The 20927-nt window shown below is 45.5% G+C and carries 18 protein-coding genes and 2 pseudogenes; 6 read left to right on the top strand and 14 right to left on the bottom strand.

The window, feature by feature from the left end; all coding sequences use genetic code 11:
• Window positions 1-47: 47 nt before the first annotated feature.
• A complete protein-coding gene (locus tag QT998_RS09590; RefSeq protein WP_006633346.1) occupies window positions 48-386 on the top strand; it encodes a P-II family nitrogen regulator in 339 nt (112 codons plus the stop codon).
• 104 nt (window positions 387-490) lie between these two features.
• Here the strand turns inward: QT998_RS09590 and rdgB are convergent, their stop codons facing one another.
• The 6 genes from rdgB to accA form a co-directional block, all read right to left on the bottom strand.
• The gene (rdgB, locus tag QT998_RS09585) at window positions 491-1081 is read right to left on the bottom strand and encodes an RdgB/HAM1 family non-canonical purine NTP pyrophosphatase (protein ID WP_333114317.1); all 591 of its coding nucleotides are present in this window, start codon (window positions 1079-1081) and stop codon (window positions 491-493) included.
• A gap of 79 nt (window positions 1082-1160) precedes the next feature.
• Window positions 1161-1841, bottom strand: coding sequence for a metallophosphoesterase family protein (locus tag QT998_RS09580; protein ID WP_333114314.1), 681 nt, complete (start codon window positions 1839-1841; stop codon window positions 1161-1163).
• Between the two features lie 100 nt (window positions 1842-1941).
• Window positions 1942-3369 (bottom strand): phosphoglucomutase/phosphomannomutase family protein, encoded by a 1428-nt coding sequence (locus tag QT998_RS09575; protein WP_333114311.1) that lies wholly within the window; start codon window positions 3367-3369, stop codon window positions 1942-1944.
• 518 nt (window positions 3370-3887) lie between these two features.
• A complete protein-coding gene (gene folE / locus QT998_RS09570) occupies window positions 3888-4622 on the bottom strand; it encodes a GTP cyclohydrolase I FolE (RefSeq protein WP_333087138.1) in 735 nt (244 codons plus the stop codon).
• 172 nt (window positions 4623-4794) lie between these two features.
• Window positions 4795-5520, bottom strand: a complete 726-nt coding sequence (locus QT998_RS09565; RefSeq protein WP_333114309.1) for an SDR family oxidoreductase — start codon at window positions 5518-5520, stop codon at window positions 4795-4797.
• Window positions 5521-5915: 395 nt separating this feature from the next.
• Window positions 5916-6896 (bottom strand): acetyl-CoA carboxylase carboxyl transferase subunit alpha, encoded by a 981-nt coding sequence (gene accA, locus QT998_RS09560; protein WP_333087140.1) that lies wholly within the window; start codon window positions 6894-6896, stop codon window positions 5916-5918.
• A gap of 260 nt (window positions 6897-7156) precedes the next feature.
• On the opposite strand from accA, the gene QT998_RS09555 reads away from it, so the two are divergent.
• Together QT998_RS09555 and QT998_RS09550 are read left to right on the top strand one after the other, a co-directional pair.
• Entirely contained in the window at window positions 7157-7384 is a 228-nt protein-coding gene (locus QT998_RS09555) for a hypothetical protein (RefSeq protein WP_333114307.1), read from the top strand.
• 43 nt (window positions 7385-7427) lie between these two features.
• Window positions 7428-7574 carry a hypothetical protein gene (locus QT998_RS09550; protein ID WP_333114305.1) on the top strand — a complete coding sequence of 49 codons (147 nt, stop codon included), beginning with the start codon at window positions 7428-7430 and terminating at the stop codon, window positions 7572-7574.
• Window positions 7575-7733: 159 nt separating this feature from the next.
• On the opposite strand, the gene QT998_RS09545 is transcribed toward QT998_RS09550, so the two are convergent.
• Both QT998_RS09545 and QT998_RS09540 read right to left on the bottom strand, forming a co-directional pair.
• A complete protein-coding gene (locus tag QT998_RS09545; protein WP_194008684.1) occupies window positions 7734-8756 on the bottom strand; it encodes a long-chain acyl-[acyl-carrier-protein] reductase in 1023 nt (340 codons plus the stop codon).
• A gap of 251 nt (window positions 8757-9007) precedes the next feature.
• A complete protein-coding gene (locus QT998_RS09540) occupies window positions 9008-9700 on the bottom strand; it encodes an aldehyde oxygenase (deformylating) (RefSeq protein ID WP_194008682.1) in 693 nt (230 codons plus the stop codon).
• Window positions 9701-9879: 179 nt separating this feature from the next.
• On the opposite strand from QT998_RS09540, the gene QT998_RS09535 reads away from it, so the two are divergent.
• Together QT998_RS09535 and QT998_RS09530 are read left to right on the top strand one after the other, a co-directional pair.
• Entirely contained in the window at window positions 9880-10698 is an 819-nt protein-coding gene (locus QT998_RS09535; RefSeq protein WP_194067303.1) for a carbohydrate ABC transporter permease, read from the top strand.
• Between the two features lie 123 nt (window positions 10699-10821).
• Window positions 10822-11070: a transporter suffix domain-containing protein gene (locus QT998_RS09530; RefSeq protein ID WP_194067302.1), complete on the top strand. Its 249-nt coding sequence runs from the start codon at window positions 10822-10824 to the stop codon at window positions 11068-11070.
• Window positions 11071-11271: 201 nt separating this feature from the next.
• Here QT998_RS09530 and QT998_RS09525 read toward each other — a convergent pair whose 3' ends face one another.
• The 4 genes from QT998_RS09525 to QT998_RS09510 form a co-directional block, all read right to left on the bottom strand.
• Window positions 11272-12300: a hypothetical protein gene (locus QT998_RS09525; RefSeq protein WP_194008679.1), complete on the bottom strand. Its 1029-nt coding sequence runs from the start codon at window positions 12298-12300 to the stop codon at window positions 11272-11274.
• Window positions 12301-12672: 372 nt separating this feature from the next.
• Window positions 12673-15876, bottom strand: coding sequence for an efflux RND transporter permease subunit (locus QT998_RS09520; protein ID WP_333114300.1), 3204 nt, complete (start codon window positions 15874-15876; stop codon window positions 12673-12675).
• 406 nt (window positions 15877-16282) lie between these two features.
• A complete protein-coding gene (locus tag QT998_RS09515; RefSeq protein ID WP_333114298.1) occupies window positions 16283-18082 on the bottom strand; it encodes an efflux RND transporter periplasmic adaptor subunit in 1800 nt (599 codons plus the stop codon).
• Window positions 18083-18120: 38 nt separating this feature from the next.
• Entirely contained in the window at window positions 18121-18732 is a 612-nt protein-coding gene (locus QT998_RS09510) for a PadR family transcriptional regulator (RefSeq protein ID WP_333114296.1), read from the bottom strand.
• 200 nt (window positions 18733-18932) lie between these two features.
• On the opposite strand from QT998_RS09510, the gene QT998_RS09505 reads away from it, so the two are divergent.
• Entirely contained in the window at window positions 18933-19190 is a 258-nt protein-coding gene (locus QT998_RS09505; protein WP_333114294.1) for a hypothetical protein, read from the top strand.
• A 183-nt stretch (window positions 19191-19373) separates the two neighbouring features.
• Here QT998_RS09505 and QT998_RS09500 read toward each other — a convergent pair.
• Both QT998_RS09500 and QT998_RS09495 read right to left on the bottom strand, forming a co-directional pair.
• Window positions 19374-20031, bottom strand: a pseudogene (locus QT998_RS09500) (IS1 family transposase).
• Between the two features lie 530 nt (window positions 20032-20561).
• A pseudogene (locus QT998_RS09495) lies at window positions 20562-20927 on the bottom strand (IS1 family transposase); the annotation flags it as partial.

The following is a 20927-nucleotide window of genomic DNA, read 5'->3' as shown; positions in this document are numbered from 1 at the left end:
CCAGTTAAGTAATATAACGAAGGTACTAAGTGTTAGGAGTGAAAAAATTGAAAAAAGTTGAAGCTATTATTCGCCCTTTTAAACTAGACGAAGTGAAAATCGCACTCGTCAATGCCGGCATTGTGGGGATGACTGTTTCTGAAGTTAGAGGTTTTGGCCGTCAAAAGGGCATGACTGAACGCTATCGCGGTTCTGAGTACACCGTTGAGTTCTTGCAAAAGCTCAAGGTCGAGATTGTTGTCGAAAACGATCAGGTTGATATGGTGGTTGATAAAATTATCGCTGCTTCCCGCACGGGCGAGATTGGCGACGGCAAGATTTTCATCTCTCCGGTAGAACAAATTATCCGAATTCGGACTGGAGAAAAGAACCTGGAGGCAATCTAGGATACTGGGGAATGGGGCATTGGGCATTGGGCATTGGGCATTATAGCATTGGGCATTGGATAATTGGTACTAATCACAAATAACCAATAACTAATGACTAATAACTAATGACTAATGACTAATGACTCCATTTGTGGTATGAGAGCCTCGAATGCTTTGCCGCGGTGGGAGTGCGATCGCTTGATATCCGTTGTCATTTCTGCAAAAGTCTGCTGCTGTGCCCGCACGTAGAAAATCGGGTCATATCCGAAACCTCCGGTACCGCGAGGACTGTGCAGGATTTCACCTGGGCAAATTCCTTCTACTTGCAGGGGAATTGTACCGTCGGGACGGGCGATCGCGATCGCGCAAACAAATTGTGCTTCCCGGTTTGCTTCGTTTCCCAATTCTTTCAGCAGCCGAGATATTCTGTCAGCATCGCTTGAACCGTAGCGCGCGGAATAAATCCCAGGTTTACCGTCGAGTGCATCTACCATTAAACCAGAATCATCGGCGATCGACCATTCGCCTGTAGCTTTGGCTATTTCAGAAGCTTTTAAACAAGCATTAGCAATAAATGTTTCCCCAGTTTCCTCAATTTCCAATTCTTCCGGTTTTAGGCGCAATTCCCACCCTAAATCCTGAAGATAAAGCTGCATTTCTTTGAGTTTACCCGGATTGCCCGTAGCCACAACTAGCAATTTATTATTAGTCATTATTTCTGTTAAAACTTACGCATCGATATTAACAAACATTTTGCACCATTCTAAATAAACCTTTCACGGGCTGGCTCTCCTACCCGCCCCGATCGCAACTTAGCGCTATTAAACTAACTCTTTCTGCTTCTTCGATCGCAGACTCTCCCAAAAACTTGTAGAATTGTATAAATTGTTGAACAAAATTAATGACTAAAAAACCAGGCTCATGCTCGTGCTTTAACGTGCCCGCGTTTATAATAGTTAAGTTACCAAAGTGTCGAACCATCTTGTAATGTGTATGACCATTGATGACATATCTGTATTTTTGCCCTCGAATTAAGTTTTGGATATCTATGTTTACTTCAATGGCATATCCATAATCATCAGGATTTAGTCGAGCCATATCATTTTCTCCAAGGCCGTGACACAAGAGTGCTAGACCATGAGGTGTTGGGAATTCCATAGTTGAAGGGAGAGAAATTAAAAACGACTGCGAAATAACCGAAAGGGAATCTGGCTGTGTAGCCTCTTTTAGACTTCGCATTTCATTGTTTAATAACCATCGATCGTGATTTCCTAAAACAACCAGAATTTCTTCGCGTTTCAATATATTACAGCATTGATTAGCGTCACCTGAACCATCAACAATATCCCCCGTACAAAGGATATTATCAACATTTTGGGAGTTCAGAAAAGCTACGGTTTTATCCAACAATTGTTCTTCAGCGTGGATATCGCCGATTACACCGATAATATTGAAGTTTTTGTTTGTAATCATTGTTCAACAAGGACTACGTCCTTACTACAAACGAGTTTTTTAAGGGAATTCAAATGTGGCACGGGCGTCTCGCCCGTGTCATTCACCTGTGGTTAAAAAATTAACCTTTCTGCGCCCAAGCTTTGGCCCAGTTTAAGTTTTGCATCACTTCTTTCAATGTGGCTGCTTCTGAATACAACCGCAACACCGGTTCTGTGCCGCTAAACCGAATTAACAGCCAGCTTCCGTCAGCTAAGCGGAATTTGTATCCGTCTACTTTGTTGCATTCTACTACTGTTTTGCCGGCGATTTCTGTTAAGGGTTGATTTTGCAGCAAATCCAGCAAGCGCGCTCTTTCTTCCATGTTTGCTAGGTGCAGGTCAATTCTGTCGTAGGCTGAGGTAAACTCTGTTTCTGTTTGCAGTCGGCTATAAATGTGGCTTAAGTCTTCCCCGGATTTGACGACTGCTTCTAATAAGTACAGGGCTGACAGCAAAGCGTCTCTTTCGGGTATGTGGGTTCCGTAGCCGATTCCTCCTGATTCTTCGCCGCCGACTAGGACTTGGGTGCTCAGCATTCGATCGGCTATATACTTGTAACCGATCGGCGTTTCAAATAATGGTAATCCGTAAAGTTGGGCAATTTTGGGAATGATGTCGGAACCGCTGACGGTTTTGATGACTTCTCCGGTTAACCCGCGCCGTGAAGCTAGGTGTTCGATTAATATGGGAACTAGGATTTGCGAACTTAGAAAGTTGCCGCTAGAGTCAACGGCTGCAATTCGATCGCTATCTCCATCAAATACAAATCCAACCGACAAACCGGAATTTTGGCGCTGATGGGTACGCATCACGCGGAACAATTTCGACAGGTAGCGCGGTAATGGTTCTGGTGCGCCGCCGCCAAACAGCGGATCGCGATCGCTGTTGATTTCTTGCACTGTTTCTTCTAATATTTGAGATAATCCTCCTGCTGCAGCGCCGTGCATTACATCTACAAATACTGTAATTTTCCCGGATGCGATCGCATCTTTAATCGCCTCAATATCCACCATTTCCCGCAAGGTTTTGCAGTAAGCCGGCCAAGGATTGAAATTCTCCAATTTTCCGGGAGTTGCTGAAAGTGCGGCCGGATTTTCGAGTTTTGCTTCTATCTGTTGCGTCACTTCGGGCGAAACTGAACCTCCAAATCCGCCCTTGACTTTTAACCCTAAATATGTGCCGGGATTGTGGCTGGCTGTCAGGACGATCGCACCTAAAGCATTTAATTGTTTGGCTGCTAAACTGAAAGCCGGAGTTGGAGCATAAGAATCGCTCAGTAACACGTCAAATCCGGCGTTTTGGACGGCAACAGCCGCTGTTTGGGCAAAATCTTCAGCCAGAAACCGACGGTCGTAACCGACAATTACAGTACCGCTGCTGGCATTATTGCCGCCTGTTTGTGCGAGAACTTGTGCTGCTAGGGGAGCTACTAATGCTACACGATCGAAGGTAAAATCGTCGGCTATAATGCCGCGCCAGCCATCGGTTCCGAATTTAATAGGATTCATTTAGTCAAAAGCCATAGGTCACTCGTCTATTTTATTGGTAGAACGGGCGATCGTCATCCGATTTTAGATTTTAGATTTTAGATTTTAGATTGTGGAATTGCTTCCACAGCCTTTACTCTGGTTGTTGTCTGCTGACTGTTGGCTGTCACTATAGCGAGCCTAAATCATTTGTGTAATTCTTGTTGGGGTAGTGCCAAGAATGCCTACCCCGAATCATCCGGGGTAGGCACGGGGGCTGACTCCTACAATTTTTGTACAAATCATTTAGACGCGCTATAGCCTTGGTTGATAGATGATGTTGGGTTTCGTCCCTCAACCCAACCTACTGATTTTAGATTTTAGATCGGTCTTGGATGCACTCCGACAAAGAAACCGGGTTTTTTACCCAATTTACGGTGCGTAACGAAGTATATCGTAAAAAAAACCGGTTTCTGGGCCCCATGTTTGATTACAGCCACCAGGAAAAAAGTGATTGGCTAATGACTAATGACTAATGACTAATGACTAATGACTAATGACTAAAAGAATGCTGGTTGGTGGCGGATCAAATTCAAAAATTCTTCGCGAGTTTTTTGTTCATCTTGAAACACGCCCAACATGGCACTCGTAACCGTCCAAGCACCGGGTTTTTGTACGCCCCGCATTGTCATGCACATATGGCTGGCTTCCATTACTACAGCGACTCCCTGCGGTTCCAATATTGTCTGAACTGCTTCGGCAATTTGGCGCGTCAAACGTTCCTGCACCTGCAAGCGACGGCTGTACATCTCGGCAATTCTGGCTAATTTGCTCAGTCCCACTACTTTTTGGTTGGGAATGTAAGCGATGTGAACTCGGCCCATAAATGGCAGCATATGGTGTTCGCACATACTGAATACGCTGATGTCTCGCACCAGTACCATTTCGTTATGACCTTCGTCAAAGATAGCGCCGTTGAGGAGTTCTTCGAGGGATTGGCTGTAGCCGCTGGTGAGAAACTGCATTGCTTCTGCTACCCGCTTGGGGGTTTTGAGCAATCCTTCCCGTTCGGGATCTTCTCCTATTCCCAGCAGCATCGTCCGAACGGACTCCATCATTTCATTCATACCTACTTCTGAGGATACGGGTATGTTAGACTCTTGACCGTTGGAAGAATTGCGATCGGGTCTAGTCGTGATGCGCGGGGCGTTGTTGTCTGCGGTTTGTGAAGGTTTCATGCTGTCTGTCGAGATTGAGTTCGAGGTATTTGAACCGTTGTTCGATGCAATTGTCATAATAATTTCGTGTGAGGAACGAGCTATTTTGGATTTTCGATTTTCGATTGGGATAAAGCTATCGATTTTCGATTTTTGATTGGAATCAAGCTATCGATTTTCGATTGGCATCAAGCTATCGATTCAAAGATTGTTGAATTCGATCGCAATTCAGCAGTCTAAAATCTCAAGTTCACAAAACTCCTGCGTTGGACATGATCGTGATTTCTTCAATTACTGCACTTGCCGGCAACTGAACTGCGTGCAGAATTGATTGCGCGACGATTTCAGGGGTTAGCATGGCAGTGCGATCGAAGTTCGCTTGCACGGTGTTTGTGTCCCACATGGGAGTGTTGACAGAACCGGGACATACGACTGTGACGCGAATTCCCCGATCCCGTTCTTCGGTGGCTAAAGTCTTGGACAAAGCCATGAGACCGAATTTGCTGACGGAGTAGGGCCCCCAGTTGGGGAAAGTTTGGCTGCCGGCGATCGAGGAAACGTTGATGATGATTCCCGATCCGCGATCGCGCATGGACGGCACAACTCCGAGAATGCACTGCCAAACGCTAGTCAGATTGAGGTCGAGAACGCTCTGCCAGTCGGCTAGGGAGGTTTCCGTCAAGGAGCCGGTGTAGCCCATGCCAGCGCTGTTGACCAGGATATCTACGGGCCCGAATTGAGATGCGATCGCGCTGATGCCGCTTTGCACTTGTTCAATTTTTGCCAAGTCTAAGGGATAAGCTTCTGCTTTCACTCCGACTTCTCTGGCCGCTGCGGCAACGGCTTCTAATTTTTCTGACTCTCGGCTAACTAAGGCCAGATTGATGCCCTCGGCGGCGAACGCCAGGGCCGTCGCTTTGCCAATACCGCTGCTGGCTCCGGTAATCAGAGCCTGCTTTGTTGTTCGATCGTTCATTAAATTTCCTGATACTTTCCCTCGGCAAATCTCTTTCGAGCGTTACAGCCTTCTTCGGCAAATCAGACAAATGTCGGCTGCGGGTGATAACAGTTAATTATGAGATCGACATTAAGAACTGTTAAGCCGGTGTCACCTGAAAAATTATAACACTGCTGACAGATTTGCAGATCGTAGTGAGTTTTGATCTCGTGTCCGGTGGATTGACTCAGAGCACGCGCGATCCATTTTTGTTATGGTGATAATCGACCGGAGATGATATTACTCGCTGGAAGTTAAGAAATTTTAAACTCGTGACTAATAGATGAATCTTCTAAAAGCCTGTAAAGAGCAGGCTCTTTGAGCCTGCTCCACAAGAATTATTGTTTGTGTCTTATAAATCTGAATCGATCGGCTCAAGCAGCAATTTCATTGAATACACCGATATCACGAAACTTTTGATACCTGAGATCCCGCCGCTGCTTGCCAGTAAGCTGTGCCAGTTCTGCTAAGTTTTCCAACAAAGCTTGTTTGAGCGCTGACGCAGCTTTTAGGGGATTCGAGTGAGCGCCACCAATCGGTTCGGGTACTATCTGATCGAGAACGCCGAGGTTTTTTAAGTCCCAGGAAGTGATTTTTAGGGCTTCTGCTGCTAAGTTGGCTTTGCCAGAGTCTTTCCAGAGGATGGCGGCGCAAGCTTCCGGGGTGGCGACGGTATAAACAGAATGTTCCATCATCAACAGCCGCTCGCCAACACCGATACCTAATGCACCGCCGGAACCTCCTTCGCCGATGACGGTACATATAATCGGAACGTCGAGGCGAAACATTTCTCGGAGGTTGCAGGCGATCGCCTCTCCTTGTCCTAGCTGTTCAGCTTCTAAGCCCGCCCAAGCTCCGGGAGTGTCGATAAATGTGAAAATTGGCATGGAGAAGCGATCGGCGTGTTCCATCAACCGCAGGGCTTTGCGGTAGCCTCCCGGCGCTGCCATCCCGAAGTTACGGGCGATATTGTCCTTGGTGTCGCGCCCTTTTTGATGGCCGATGATGACTGTAGGACACCCGTCTATGCGGGCAATTCCGCCGACTAGGGCCGGGTCGTCTCCGCCGCGCCGATCGCCGTGCAGCTCGATCCACTCGTCGCTAATTGCCTGAATGTAATCGAGGGTACTGGGGCGGCGCGGGTGACGGGCCAGTTGCAGCCGCTGCATGGGGGACAAGCTGCTGAAAATTTCTTGCCGCAGTTGGGTGGAACGAGCTTCGAGTTTGCGAATTTCGTCGGTGACATCGACGCTGTTTTCTTCGGCGAGTTGCCGAATCTGGTGAATTCGGGCTTCGAGTTCGGCCAGCGGCTTTTCAAAATCTAGGAGTAGTGGTTTGCGGTCTGAGTTTGGCACGCTGATAATTTCTATAGGGTTTTAAGGTTTAGTCGATCGACTGTTTCCCGATCCTACCCTGTCAGGTGTTGCTGAAAAAGAGTGTTCTTGGGAAGTTTTTAATTTTTAATTATGTTTGGCTCGTTGACAAGAGTTAAAAGCCAGAGGCTCCAGCCTCGTTTTTTGCTACACTGTTTTTGTTAGATCCCTGAGTTTACCGGCGCCACTACCCACGCCCCTATGCCCGCCACAGCAACAAAAAACTAAATTCTGTTGAATTGTTGCACAGTGCAAAAAGCGATACCAGTGCGATCGAACTCACCGCTTCGGAAGCTTTAACAGCTCTGTCTGTATTAGCTGTTGTCGCCGACGGTAAAATCTCAGAAGAAGAAAGACAAACTCTCGCAGCCAATCACATTCGCTTGTTTAGATCTTACTCTCACCAACACTTCCAAAAACTTTTTAAGAAAGTCCTGAAGAGGTATTTGCTGCTGCTAAAAATGCCTTAACTCCTCAGCTTCGAGAAACAGCTTTTGCGCTACAGATTTGGTTTTGGTAGATGGAATTTTCACCGCTCAAGAACAGGATTTTTTGCTTGAACTGTCCGAAGCTTTGGACATTCCTGATGAACTTAGCAAAAACATGATCGCAGTCATGACTCTCAAAAACTGCGGGGAGAACTTCCGAGGTGACATATAGCAGTTCTGACTCTCGATGAGAGATCGATCGGTCAACACCTCATCTTTCGCTCTAACTGCTATATATCCGTTGTTAATGAACTGTTAGCTGTATCAAAAAAAGTTACTGCTTATTCTCAGAAAAACTTTCCTCAATAACCAATAACCGCAACAAATCACATCAGAATGACATCAAAGGTCGGAAACCGTGTTTAACGGACATCTCACCAATTTGCTCCATCTTTTCCACTGTAATTTGATTCCGTCCCCAAGAAAAATTGGTATACAATTTTTCAAATTCCAGCAGCATGGATTCGGCAAAACAGGCAAACAACTGTCGGCCCGGCACATCCATATTGACAATCTTCATGATTTTCCACTCAATATCGAGGGAATGCTCCACAATCCCGCCATTGAGCACAAAAACTTCGGGATGCTGAACCTGAGTTGCCAAATTTTTCGGATAGCCACCGTCAATCAATAAACAGGGTTGCTTCAAAGTTGTCGGGTCAATTTCTACTCCCTTTGGCATACTGGCGACCCACACTACAATATCCGCTTGTGGCAGGGCTTCTTCCAACTTCATGATTTTGCCTCGCCCCAATTCCGATTGCAAATCTTGCAAGCGTTCTTTGTCGCGGGCAATTAGCAACAATTCTGCTACATTTGTTTTAACATTGAGCCAGCGACACACCGCACTGCCAATATCACCTGTAGCCCCACAAACCGCCACAGTAGCTTTTGAAAGTTCAATCCCCAATTTTGGGGCAGCTTGTTCTACTTGGCGGCAGAGGATGTAAGCCGTGTGGGTGTTACCAGTGGTGAAGCGCTCGAATTCCAACTTGAGATTGCGAATTTGCTTAATTTGCTGCAAGTTGAAAGTCTCAAAAATTATCGAAGAAAATCCGCCTAATGCAGTGATATTAATCCCGTTTTTTTGAGCGTGTGCCATCGCATTAAGAATTTTGCGAGTGGCTGCTTTAATCCGGCGCGTGGCTAGCATTTCCGGCAGAAAACAGGACTCCACATAGCGGCCTTCTATTTTTTGCCCGGTAATGCTAGTGACAGTGATATTGTCAACTATTTGGGGCGGTGCGCTGCACCAAAAATCGAGACCTTGATCGGCATATTCTGGATAGCCCAGCTCGTTAGCTACTGATTGGGCGTGTTCTAAGCTGGTTAAGTGACCGATTAGACCAAACATTAAGTTGTCAAATGAAGGAAGATTGAAGAAGAAGGAAGTTCGGCAGCCGATTGTGTAGCGGATTTAACGGATGTAACGGATAATAGAATTCCCGATCACCCATCATTGATTACCGATTACCCATCAGTTCTGCCGTCATTAGGAAGAAGGAAGAAGGAAGAAGAAAGAAGAAAAATATCAATTTTTCCCTTAAAAATGAGGGATATCATTTTTAATTTTTAATTTTTTCCCATTCCTTATTTCCCAATTAACTAGGCTGCGAGGCCTTGTGCTGACATCCGCATGATGTCGCGGTTGTTAAAACCAATGTTGCCTAGGGCTTCGCCGTAGGCAATCATAAAGTCTTCGATTAAAGCGTCTTTTTCCATTCCCAAGACGCGGGCATCGTCTGCGACAGCGTTTAGTAGCTTCCAGATGATGGGCAGGTTTTGACGGTTGGCGGCTTCGAGTTCGGCTTTGGATTCCTCGAAGTGAGCTTGCAGCCAGACTTCCCCAAAGTTGAGGTGGCTGTATTCTTCTTTGACGACGCCTTCGGTGATTTTGCGTGCAAAGTCATCGGCGACGGGGATGTAGATGTTGTAGGCTGCGATCGCAAAACACTCGATAATTAGCGATTGAATCAGCAAGCAAGTTACAATCTGACCCTCAGCCGCGGCTGTTTGGAAGTTTCTGTGCAAATCAGAAAAGAATTGCTTGGCAAATGCCATATCGGGCGTGACCTTGAGATTGCGACCGCAAGCTTGGAAGCCTTTCATGTGGCGGTTTTCCATCTTGGACAAGCCAATTAATTCACTTTTTTTGTCAGCCAACAGTTCGGCCAGTGTCAGGTAATTGTCGTGAGCTTCTTGTTCGCCTTCAATCACAATGGCGTTGATACGGCTGTAAGCGTCTTTGTAAGTTTCGGTTTGAAAGTCTATTGTTGGGCTGGCCTCAAGCTGTGGCATGGATACGTTTTCTCCTTATATAACCTTGTAGGATGTTTGGAAACCCCTTAAAATTTTGGGGTCGCGTGCACTACACTTTACCTATTTTCGACTAAAAATTTACGATTGTGTGGGAATCTGGGAGGCGATCTGGTTTGAGAGCCTCACAAGCTTATTATTTTAGGTTAATTCGCAAGTTTATGGGTAAATCGTTGGGCTGGTCTCAAGCGCTGAAAGTGCTGAGCTTTATTTTTTTGTTGGCGGGGGCTGCGCTGGTGCTCCTGCCGCTGGCTGCTGTTTTTTTGGTTTCGCTGTCACCATCTGGTGTCGGTGTCAAGGCCACAGGCTTGACTTTGGCAAACTATCAGGAGGCTTGGCGCAGGGGGAATTTTTTGTTGGCATTTGTTAATTCTACTCTAGTGGCGATCGCAGTGACGGGTTTTCAGGTTGTGACTTCTGCTTTGGCGGGTTATGCTTTGGCCCGGCTGAAGTTTCGGGGGCGGCAGGCTCTAGTTTTAGTAGTTTTGGCAACACTGGTGATTCCGTTTCAGCTTTTGGTAATTCCCATTTTCATGGTTTTGAAGTGGGGCCACCTGCTGAATACTTACGGGGCGCTGATTTTGCCGACGGCGGCTAACGGTTTCGGGATTTTTCTGCTGCGCCAGTATTTTATGACAATTCCGGTGGAATTGGAAGAAGCGGCAATGCTGGATGGGGCTAACCGCTGGCAGGTGTTGTGGCGGGTGATGTTACCTTTGGCCCGCCCTGCTTTGGTGACGCTGTTTTTGTTTACGTTTATCGGGGAGTGGAACGATTTGTTTAAGCCGTTGGTGTTTACGACGCGGCCGGAATTGCGGACTGTGCAGTTGGTTTTGGCGGAGTTTCAGGAACAGTTTACTAGCAGTTGGCAGTTGTTGATGGCGGCGGTAGTAATTGGGACTGTGCCGGTGGTGTTGCTATTTTTGACCGGTCAGCGGCAGTTTATTCGCGGGATTGCGGCGACGGGAATTAAGAATTGATTTTGGGTTTGGAGCAAAATATAAGTTATTAGTGAGAACATAAGTCCTCTGTTGTGATTCAAACTCAACAATGATTGAAGTGCTTGCTACCAAAAAATATGTCATTGCGGACAAAGTGAATCTATGCAAAAGCTGGGCTGGTTTTTATTTATTGCATCTTTCGTGCCCTGGGTGGCAATCTTGTTTATTGTGCCGTTTATGCCACTGAGCCTCGCCGAAAAAACTACAATTAATATCATTCTAGCTGTTGGGGCAGAAGTTTGCTTTTGGCTGAGCGTGGTAATTTTGGGGAAAGAAGTAGTTACTAAATATCGGCGTTATTTGAGTCCGCGCTATCTTTGGAAAAAAATCAGAAATTTCAAGCGGAAATAAGCATAAATTAACGCAGATTTGGTGGGAGTATCTCAGTTTTTCATTGATAGTGCGAGCATCCCCGCTCGCGAGTGGTACTACAATAAAAAAAATGCTTTTTGCAAAACTGAGATGCTCCCGATTTGGTTCGCAGTCAGGACTTTATTCCGCATCAATAAGGAAAAACTAAATTCCTGACTACAAACCTATTTCAACGTTTAGCTATTCGCTGAAAATTTGTAAGCGAATAGAGCGTTCTCCGTCTCCGAAATCCACCTCAATCTTTTCTCCCGAAAGACTGTCCAAGCATCCTAACAGTAAGCGCAAATTGGGTGTGCTTGCTCCTGTGTCTACATACAATCTATCTGCTAAACTCCCTAAACGCTTCCAAATTGTATAGAGTTTGACTACTGTTTGTTCTAGCTGTGCTGCTTGTTTTACTACGTCGGCGGTGGTTCCCAAACATCCAACTCGCAAAGATTCTTCTAAAGCCATTTCCATGTCTAAATGAGACTGGTTGAGAGCTTGTACTTGGGCGGCTGCGTCGAGATATTTTGATAAATTCTTGGCATCGGAAGTTAGCTGTTTTACTGTATCTACGTCGGGATTTTCTGTTATTTCTTTTTGAATTTCGCTTTGGTGAGAGGGAGATAGTTTCTCCATTTCTTTGACTAAGGGTGCGAGATAGCGGGAAGGAAGGGAACCGCTAGATGCTTTTTCTTTGACTTCTTCTGGCAATAATTCTGAGTTCATGGCCATCCATTCGTCGGACAGTTGTTTGACTTCGCGACGGGTAATGCGATCGCCGCTTGCGGCTGCATCTGTTACCATTTGCTGCACTTCGGGAGATGCTTTGGCGGTTTCTATAAAGGCTCTTTTGCTGAAGTTTCTAATCGAATTTGGGTCTAAATCTCCTTGCTGGATTAGAGTATCGGCGCTATTAGCTAATTCTATCAAAGAATAGGCTTGACTTTTGCCAATTTCTCGTTCTTTGAGCCAGTTCAAAAAGCCAGTGCCACGTCCTTCGCCGCCTTTTTTTTCTCTGTCTCTAACTGTTCGGAGAATTTGTCCGCGCCAGATGTCGGTTTGCAAGTCGAAGCGATCGCACACTTTCCATGCTGTGTCAACCTGATTCTCAAAGTCGAAGTCTGGTATTTGTTCGTCTTCGGGATCTGGCAATTGAAAGTTGATATCGGTAAAGCCGTTGAGGGCTTCGGCAAGTTCAGAGGGTGTTTGGGGGACTTCAGCCATTAGGAAAAAATTGTGTAGTGCAACAGCCGGTTTGATTTTGAAACTTGCATAGCTTGACAGTTGAGACGCTATATGTAGCGGTAAATTTGTCAGTGTTTACCCTTGTGATAGAGTTTGGGTGCAAGTCATTTTATTATTGCACGGTGGAGGGCGATCGGCGAAAAGATACCTGCAATGACTAATTACCTAACGGTCATTGCGATCGTCCGCGCGAACCAATCTCAATCCGTTACGCTCGCGATGACATTCTATAATTAGGGCTTGCTGAAAAACTCTGAAATCTCCCAAAAGATAAGAGTAACCCAGGGTTTGATCGACCAAGGAATTACTCACTTTCAGAATCAGGATGAGTAAAAACCCATCCCTCTAAAACTACAATGGCGATACCCGATCGCGTTCCACCTCATCGTGGACAGTCGTTTTTCCATCCACATTTATGTCATCGTCGGGGGGATTTTCCGGGCGAGAGGGCTTCCTAAAGCGATCGCGAGCCGAGACAACCACCACATACAGAACCGGCACTATAAACAAACTCAAGAAAGTAGAAACAACCATCCCCCCCGCGATCGCATTCCCTAGCGATCGGCGGCTAGCAGCCCCCGCACCCTCTGGGTTGATCAGAGGAGCAATACCCAAGATAAAAGACAGAGAAGTCATCAAAATCGGTCGCAAACGCTCTTGAGCCGCTTCAACCGCTGCCTTAGTAACTGAATACCCCCGCTCCCGCAACTGATTAGCAAACTCCACGATTAAAATCGCATTTTTACTGGCCAATCCAATCAACATCACCAAACCAATCTGGCAATAAACATCATTCGCCAAACCCCGCAACGACTGAGCCAAAAGCGCACCTAAAATCGCCAGAGGCACCGACAGCAAAATAATGAAAGGATCGACATAATTCTCATACTGAGCCGCCAAAACCAAGAACACAAAAATCAGCCCCAAACCAAAAATAATTGGAGCTTGACCCCCCGACTCAATTTCTTCTAAAGAAGTGCCAGACCATTCGTAGGCAAAACCTGCTGGTAAAACTTGAGCCGCGACCTTTTCCATCGATTTAATCGCCTGTCCCGAACTCGCTCCCGGAGCCGGAGAACCCGTAATTTCAATTGACCTATATAAATTGTAGTGATTAACAGTTTGTGCTCCCACCACCGGAGTTAGCTTCACCAAATTGCTCAAAGAAATCATTTCATTCTTTCCAGAGCGGACGTACAATTTACCGATATCTTCAGGGTTACTGCGAAACTGTTTATCCGCCTGAACGTACACCCGATAATTGCGCTGCTCCAGATTGAAATCGTTCACGTACTGCGAACCCAGAGCCGTTTGTAGCGTACTGAAAATATCATTGAGAGAAATATCCAAAGCCTTAGCTCGATTGCGGTCAACCTCCACAATTAACTGAGGCGTATTCGCAGCAAACGTACTAAATACCGCCTGCAATCCCGGTGTCTGATTTGCCTGCTTCAAAATTCCACCCATCGTCTGAACCATCGCATCTAAACCGCTGTTACCTTTGCGGTCTTGCAATTGAAATTGGAAGCCTCCAAATTGACCTAAACCTTGAATTGCCGGCGGATTCACCGGGAAAATTCTAGCTTCGGGAATCGCCATAAGCTTACCCTGCAAGCTGCCAATAATTGCTTGTACAGTTTGACTTTCTCCGTGACGTTCGCTCCAGGGTTTAAGCGTAGTAAAAATAATACCTTGGTTAGATGTGCTACCGCTAAAACCGAAGCCGCCCACGGAAAAAGTCCCGACAACTTCAGGAAGTTTAAGAATTTCTTGCTCAACTTCATCCATCACTTGCCGAGTATATTGCAGCGAAACACCTTGTGGCCCTTGAATAATTGTCAGAAAATATCCCTGGTCTTCCTCTGGAATAAATGCTGTCGGTACTGATAGATAAAGCCAAGCGGTTAATCCCAGAGAAGCGATGAATACGAGGGTGACAGCAGTTTTAAATCTTGTGAGAAATATTAAGGATTCCCGATATTGCCGCTGCATCCAATCGAGCATTCTATTAAAACGCTCGAACACCCAACCCAGCGGCCCACCATACTTCTGCCCCCGCCGCAGCAATATAGCTGCCAGCGAGGGCGTGAGGGTAATAGCCATAAAGGTAGAAAGCAGTACAGAAAAAGCAATTGTCAGCGCAAATTGTTTGTAAAGTGCTCCGGTAGTTCCGGGGAAAAATGCCACTGGTATAAACACTGCCATCAACACTAAGGAAGTCGCAATCACAGCGCTAAAAAGCTCCCGCATTGACTCGAAAGCTGCTTGGCGGGCACTCATACCTTGGCGAATCAAACGGTCGATATTTTCTACTACAATAATAGCGTCGTCAACCACCAACCCCGTCGCTAGTGTTAGACCAAACAGAGATAAGCTGTTAATCGTAAATCCAAAAATTTTGATAAAAGCAAAAGTTCCAATCAAAGAAATTGGAATTGTGATCGTGGGAATAATAGTAGTCCGCCAGTCTTGCAAGAAAACAAAAATTACTATCACCACTAGCAGAATTGCTTCAAATAGCGTTTTTATGACTTCTGCCATCGACTCTTGGACAAATAAAGTCGTGTCCAGCGCTACTCTATGTATCAAGCCGGGAGGGAAACCAACAGCTAGTCTTTCCATTTCTGCTTTGACTGCATTGGCAACATTCAAAGCATTACTTCCCGGGAGTTGGTAAATCCCTAAACCTACGGCATCATTGCCTCTAAATCTCAGAAAAGAGTTGTAATTTTCGGCTCCTAATTCGGCTCTACCAACGTCTTTTAATTTAACAACCGTGCCATTAGCCTCTGTTTTTAAGACAATGTTTTCAAATTCTGCGGGTTCTTGGAGGCGGCTTTTTGCCCGTAAATCAATTTGATACATTTGCCCCTCTGGAGCTGGTTCTTGGCCAACTCTCCCGGCGCCAACTTGTATGTTTTGTTCGTTAAGTGCCCTGGTGATATCTTGCATTGTCAAACTGCGGGCGGCTAATTTATTGGGGTCTATCCACAGGCGCATTGCATAGCGGCGTTCTCCAAAAATTCGCACGTCGCCAACGCCTTTTACTCGCTTTAGCGCGTCTGCTAAATACAAGTCGGCGTAATTGCTTAAAAATATGGTGTCGTATTCTTTATTTTCTGTAAATAAGCCGATCGCCAGCAAGAGACTGCTAGATTGTTTTGTAACTCTCACTCCCGTGCGCTGTACGGCATCTGGTAGTTGCGGTTGGGCGACTGCAACTCGATTTTGAACATCGACTGCGGCAATATCTTTGTTGCGCGAGGAGTCAAAGGTGGCTGTGATGCTACTGGTGCCATCGTTACTGCTGCTAGAAGTTAGATATTTTAGTCCTTCAACGCCGTTTATCTGCCTCTCTAGGATGTTTGTAACTGCATTTTCGACAATTTCGGCACTAGCCCCGCTATAGTTGGCTGTGACGGTGATTTGGGTGGGGCTAATGTCGGGGAAGCGTTCGATCGGCAGCGTGGGAATGCTAATTGCGCCTACTAGAATGATCACTAAGGCGCAGACACTGGCAAAGACGGGTCGTTTAATAAAGAAATCTGCAAACATTATTTTTGTAATGGGTAATCGGTAATTGGTAATTGCAATTGGGATTTAGATATTTAAGGATGAAGGTGATTAATTTTATTCATCCTCTATTCAATCCTGTTAATTGGGAAAATACTCTAAATCTTGATTCAGATTTGATACTATTTATCAAAATTATTGCTCTCCCAAAAAAGGTTGGTTTATTTCCTGAATTTTTGTATAAGCTGCGAATATATTTAATTAGTTGGTAGTGCGGACTTACAGAAGATTTCAGGTTTATGAAGTACAAAAAAGCCGGAGCGGGAGCCGGAGGGCGAGCACGGGGGCATCGCCCCTACAGATAATTTTTTTGTAACTCACTTACCTGGAATCTGCTGTAAGTCTGATTAGATGTTGCGTCAGTCAGCGCCTGCACTACGAACCGGGATTAATTTTTTCCTCCTACTGGTGGTTTTTTTCCTTCCGCTTCTCCTGGTTCTTGAATCACGATCGGAGCGCCGTCTGTCAAGTTGAGAATGCCTGCGACAATAACTTTTTCTCCGGCTTGCAAGCCTTCGATAACTTGATAATTATTGCCTTCGATGGTTCCCAGTTTCACGGGTTTTTGTCGCGCTACTAAAGGTGGCATTCCAGGTTTTGACTGTTCTGGCTTTTGAGCTGTGAAGACAAAAGTTTCCCCGCCCAAGCGAGTGACTGCTGTGACTGGAACTAAAATTCCTGGCTTCTGATCCCAGATGACTCTGGCTTTGACAAATTGGAGGTTTAGTAGTTCGCCAGTGGGGTTGGGAAAGGTGGCTTTAGCTAAGATTGTTTGGGAGTTGGCGCTGACGTTGGGGGAGATAAAACTGATTTGACCTTTGGCGATCGCCTTTCCTTGAGTGTCGAGCATTTCTACTGGCAACCCGAGGCGTAATTGGGGCATCCGTTCTAAAGGAATTGATAACCGCAAGTCTAGCAGTTGGTTCTCTGTTAAGATGGCGATCGCATCACCTGTTTTTAAGTAGTCGCCGACTTTGACTGGTATGTCGCCGATGACTCCGGCGAAGGGCGCGATGACAGCAGTTTCTTGGAGTTGTACTTCAAAACCGCGCACTTGAGCGGCTGCTTGGGCCACTTGCGCTTCGGCTCGATCGACCTGTTCTTGGCGGGTGCCATTGGCTAACTGAGCTAATTTGGCTTTGGCTTGGGCGACTTCTGCTTCGGCTTTGACTATTTCTTCGGGGCGCGCACCGTTTTGCGATTGCCGCAAAGCTTCCCGCTGCTGTTGCAAGGCTGCTGTGCGCCGATCGATTTCGGCTTCTCGGTTTTTTTGCCGCTGCTGCAACCGCCTTTGAGCTTCTCGGAGATTGGCTTTGGCGGTGCTTTCTTTTTGAATGTATTCTTGGAGGGTGTTGGCGGATGTTGCGCCTTCTTTGGCTAATGTTTGATATCTGACAAGTTGCTGGGCCGCCAGCTTAGCTTCGGCTGTGCTTGCTTCTACTTGGGCTTTTGCTTGGGCGATGTCTTCTAGGAGGCTACCTGTTTGGGCATCGGCTAGGTTGGCTTCGGCTTGGGAGACGAGGGCTTGGGCTTGACCAATTTCTTCGGGCCGACTGCCCGATCGCAGTTGGGCTAGGTTGGCTTGAGCTTGGGCGACTTGGGCTTGGGCTTGGGCGATTTCTTCTGGCCTGGCACCTGCTTGGAGTTCGGCTAAATTCGATTCGGCGGCGCTGAGATTGGCTTGGGATTGTCTTAACTGAGCTTGAGCGCTGTCGCTTTTGATCCGGGCGATGGCTTGTCCTTTTTCGATCGAGTCTCCAGATTTGACAAAAATCTCCGTGACTAGCCCTTCGGTTTGGGGTTTGATTTGTACTGAGCGTTTTGCCTCTAGGCTGCTGACAAATTCGGAGGTATCTTGGATCGAGCTGGTTTCAAGGGCTGCAATTTTGACTGGTATGCCTTTGGGTTTACCTGCTGCTGCTTGTTCCGGCGGGCGACTGTGACTCGACTGCCACAGATACCAGCCGCCGCCACCTGTGACGATCGCGATGGCGGCGATTAGCAGCCAGCGCGAGCGCGGTTTGGCTGGGCGCGGGCGATCGGCAACGGCGGGAAAATCTTCGGGTTGATAGTTGTCTGCATCGGTTAGATGAAGTTCTGGTGTACCAGTTTTTGGGTTTTCAACTTCAACGGCGGATTCTAGAGATTTAGATTCAACGACGGATTCTGGGGATTTAGAATAACTCATGGAGCACCACTTAGATTTTTTTTTAACATTTGACTTACTTAGACTTTGGCGGAATCTTTGCTTCCTAGCCTCCCTCTCAAGCGAGATGGAATCTCCCAAGTGTTTTGTTGATGGGGTTGGAGAATCGCGCGATCGGTTTTCTCCTTAGCTAGTTGCTCGGTTAACCACTGTATTTCTAAGGACAGCACTGAGTTGCAGCGATCGCCAGAGGCGAGTTGATACTCGTCGGTGAGTGGATATTCGCTTTTGAGACTTTCGATGTAGTCTTGTCGGATGTAACAGACTCGCAAGCGGTGTTCCAACAATTTCAGGCGTTCTGCAGGTTCTAAGTCGCCAAAAAAGAAAAATTTGATTTGGAAACGGGAACCACTGTTTACCCAACTTTCTTGAGGGTGATCGACCATTTTTTTTCGCCAGAGTTCGCGCCCTTTGTCTGTAATGGCGTAAATTTTGCGCGGACAGCCCGCATCTCCGGCTTCTTCGGCAATTGTCGCAATCTGGCCTCGCTGTTCCAAACGCTTGAGCAGCGGGTAAATCGCTCCGTAGTTAACGCTGATGCAACTGCTCATGAACAGCTCTAGTTTTTGCTTTAGCCGATAGCCGTGCAACGGTTCCCGCTGTAGCAGACCAAGGGCTGATAATTCAAGCATTTATATCAAGTTGATATTATATTTTGGATTATACAACTATAGCTGACTCAAGCGCGATCGGGTAAATAGTTAGTTTGATAGAACTTTTAATCTGTAATACACATTTAATAAAATTTGTCAACACTCTGAAGATATATTAGACATACCAAACAAAGACACTGAAGAACAAGCTGGAAAAGCCTGTTGCAAACCGAGGGGAGATGTCTAAATATATCAAAATAACAACTGCTCTGAACGTCGCGATCGTCTCTTTGTACCATCAGTCGTTAGCCCAGCCCTCTTCGGGGATCGCACTTTCCGACGAATCGGCACACTCATCACCTGCTTCGGATTTGTCGCTCGGTTTTCCCAGAAAACCCAAAAATCCAGCCGCCCCGCAATTCTGCCTGCTAACGCAGATAGGCGAAAAAAAGCCTCCATTTACTCGTTTTACTCCTTACCAATCCGAGCGAAAGTAACGCAGATCCGCCGGAGGCAGAGCCTCCATCTTGTTTTGAGTGTTTTGATGCGGGATTATATATATAGTAATGCCAGCAAAAGATGAAGTATCGAGCCCTAAATCTACAATTTAAAATCTAAAATAGACTAACTTCCCACCTGTTTGAAAAAAGGGTAGTAATAAATATGTAGTAATTAGATATCTATTGGCTCAAAACATAGTTGTAATGATGGATAAAATACCAAATAGCACCAATATAATTTTCTAACTTTTGAGAAATGAAAGAGTTTTTCTTGCGAACCCAGAAACACGTTAGCGCAAAGTATTATTAAATGTTTCAATGTGATTAGTTTTTCCACTTTCTTTACCAACGGGCTGATAGCGTTTGCTTGGAAAAACACAAGCATAGGTAGCCCAAAATCTGTATAGCAAACAGCACATTGTCGATATACAGGAGGTAGAGAATTCCATAATTTTTTTGCTCCTTCTTCGCTATGAGCGCCAATATAAACACCAATAATTTATCTGGTCTCTCTATCCATTGCGGCGCCACACCCATTGCTTATTTTCTTGGCAATCTACAAATAACCACAGTTCATCACATTCAACATTCAATCTGACTTTTTTTAGGCTTAACCTTTACTGTGCGTTCGATTGAGGCATATTTATTATTTATATAATCCTGTAACCATTTTTGAGAAATACCCGTGCTTCTAGCTATGCTAACAAAGAAATTTTCTCCAAAAGAAGTCGAACGATTAAATATGATTGTTTCCGAAGCTCATTACTTTGTTGGTCGGATTTTTGACAAATTGGCGACTGCAACTTTGACATTTATATTTTAGTTTTTTATTGTAAATTCTACCATTTTAAACTATGTAATTTAAGCAAAATTAGGGCAGTTTGCTCGTAAGAATAGCATATTATAGGACTAAACTAATCTTGGCAGATATCAAGGATTCTAGCAATAATTTTTGATGATAGCATAACTGTAACTCAATCTACATTCAAGCGCGTCAATAAATATTAAAATCACAAAGTTTGATTCCATGAGTTATAAAAGTATCCTATGTATTCAATTACTGTAATTAAATTTCAATACATATTTATTGCCACCGAATTTTGTACGTATTAGTACGTATAGCTCGTTACGTATTCCTTACAAGTACCTATGCACCATCCTCAGTGTTGGTTTTGGGTATGGCTATATGTTTTTCAAGGATTTATCATATTAAGTCTCGTAATTTATTAGTATTGTTAATGTTAAAGCGATATTTCGTGTTAAAAGATGAATGTTACTTAATTTTTGGTAAAATATTATATAGGCTTAAAGCTGAGTTTAGCCCCAAGATATTAAGTTAATTTACATAATTTAAATTAACTGGTAGTGCTAAACAAGTAATGATGCATTATAATGATGGATGAAATACCAGATAGCACCGATATGGTTGTCTAATGACTTTGAAAACGACAAGGTTTTGCGATCGGCGCGAGAAACTCGCTCTTTGTAAGGTGTTGTTGAATCGTTCAATATAACTGGTCTTACCCGTTTCTTTACCCACAGCTTTCCGGACGCTTTTTCGGTAGCACTGCTCCATAGGCTGCCCAGAAATCTGTGTAAGCAACCGCACACTGCCGGTAAACCGCAGGTAAAGAATTCCATAATTGACGGGCTGCCGCTTCGTCCCTTGCCCCAATATAAACACCGACAATTTCACGAGTATTGGAGTCCAAAGCTAACCAGACCCATTGCTTG

The sequence above is a fragment of the Microcoleus sp. S1D4 genome (assembly GCF_036700765.1).
Taxonomy (GTDB): domain Bacteria; phylum Cyanobacteriota; class Cyanobacteriia; order Cyanobacteriales; family Microcoleaceae; genus Microcoleus.
This window is presented reverse-complemented; position numbering and strand designations above follow the sequence as displayed.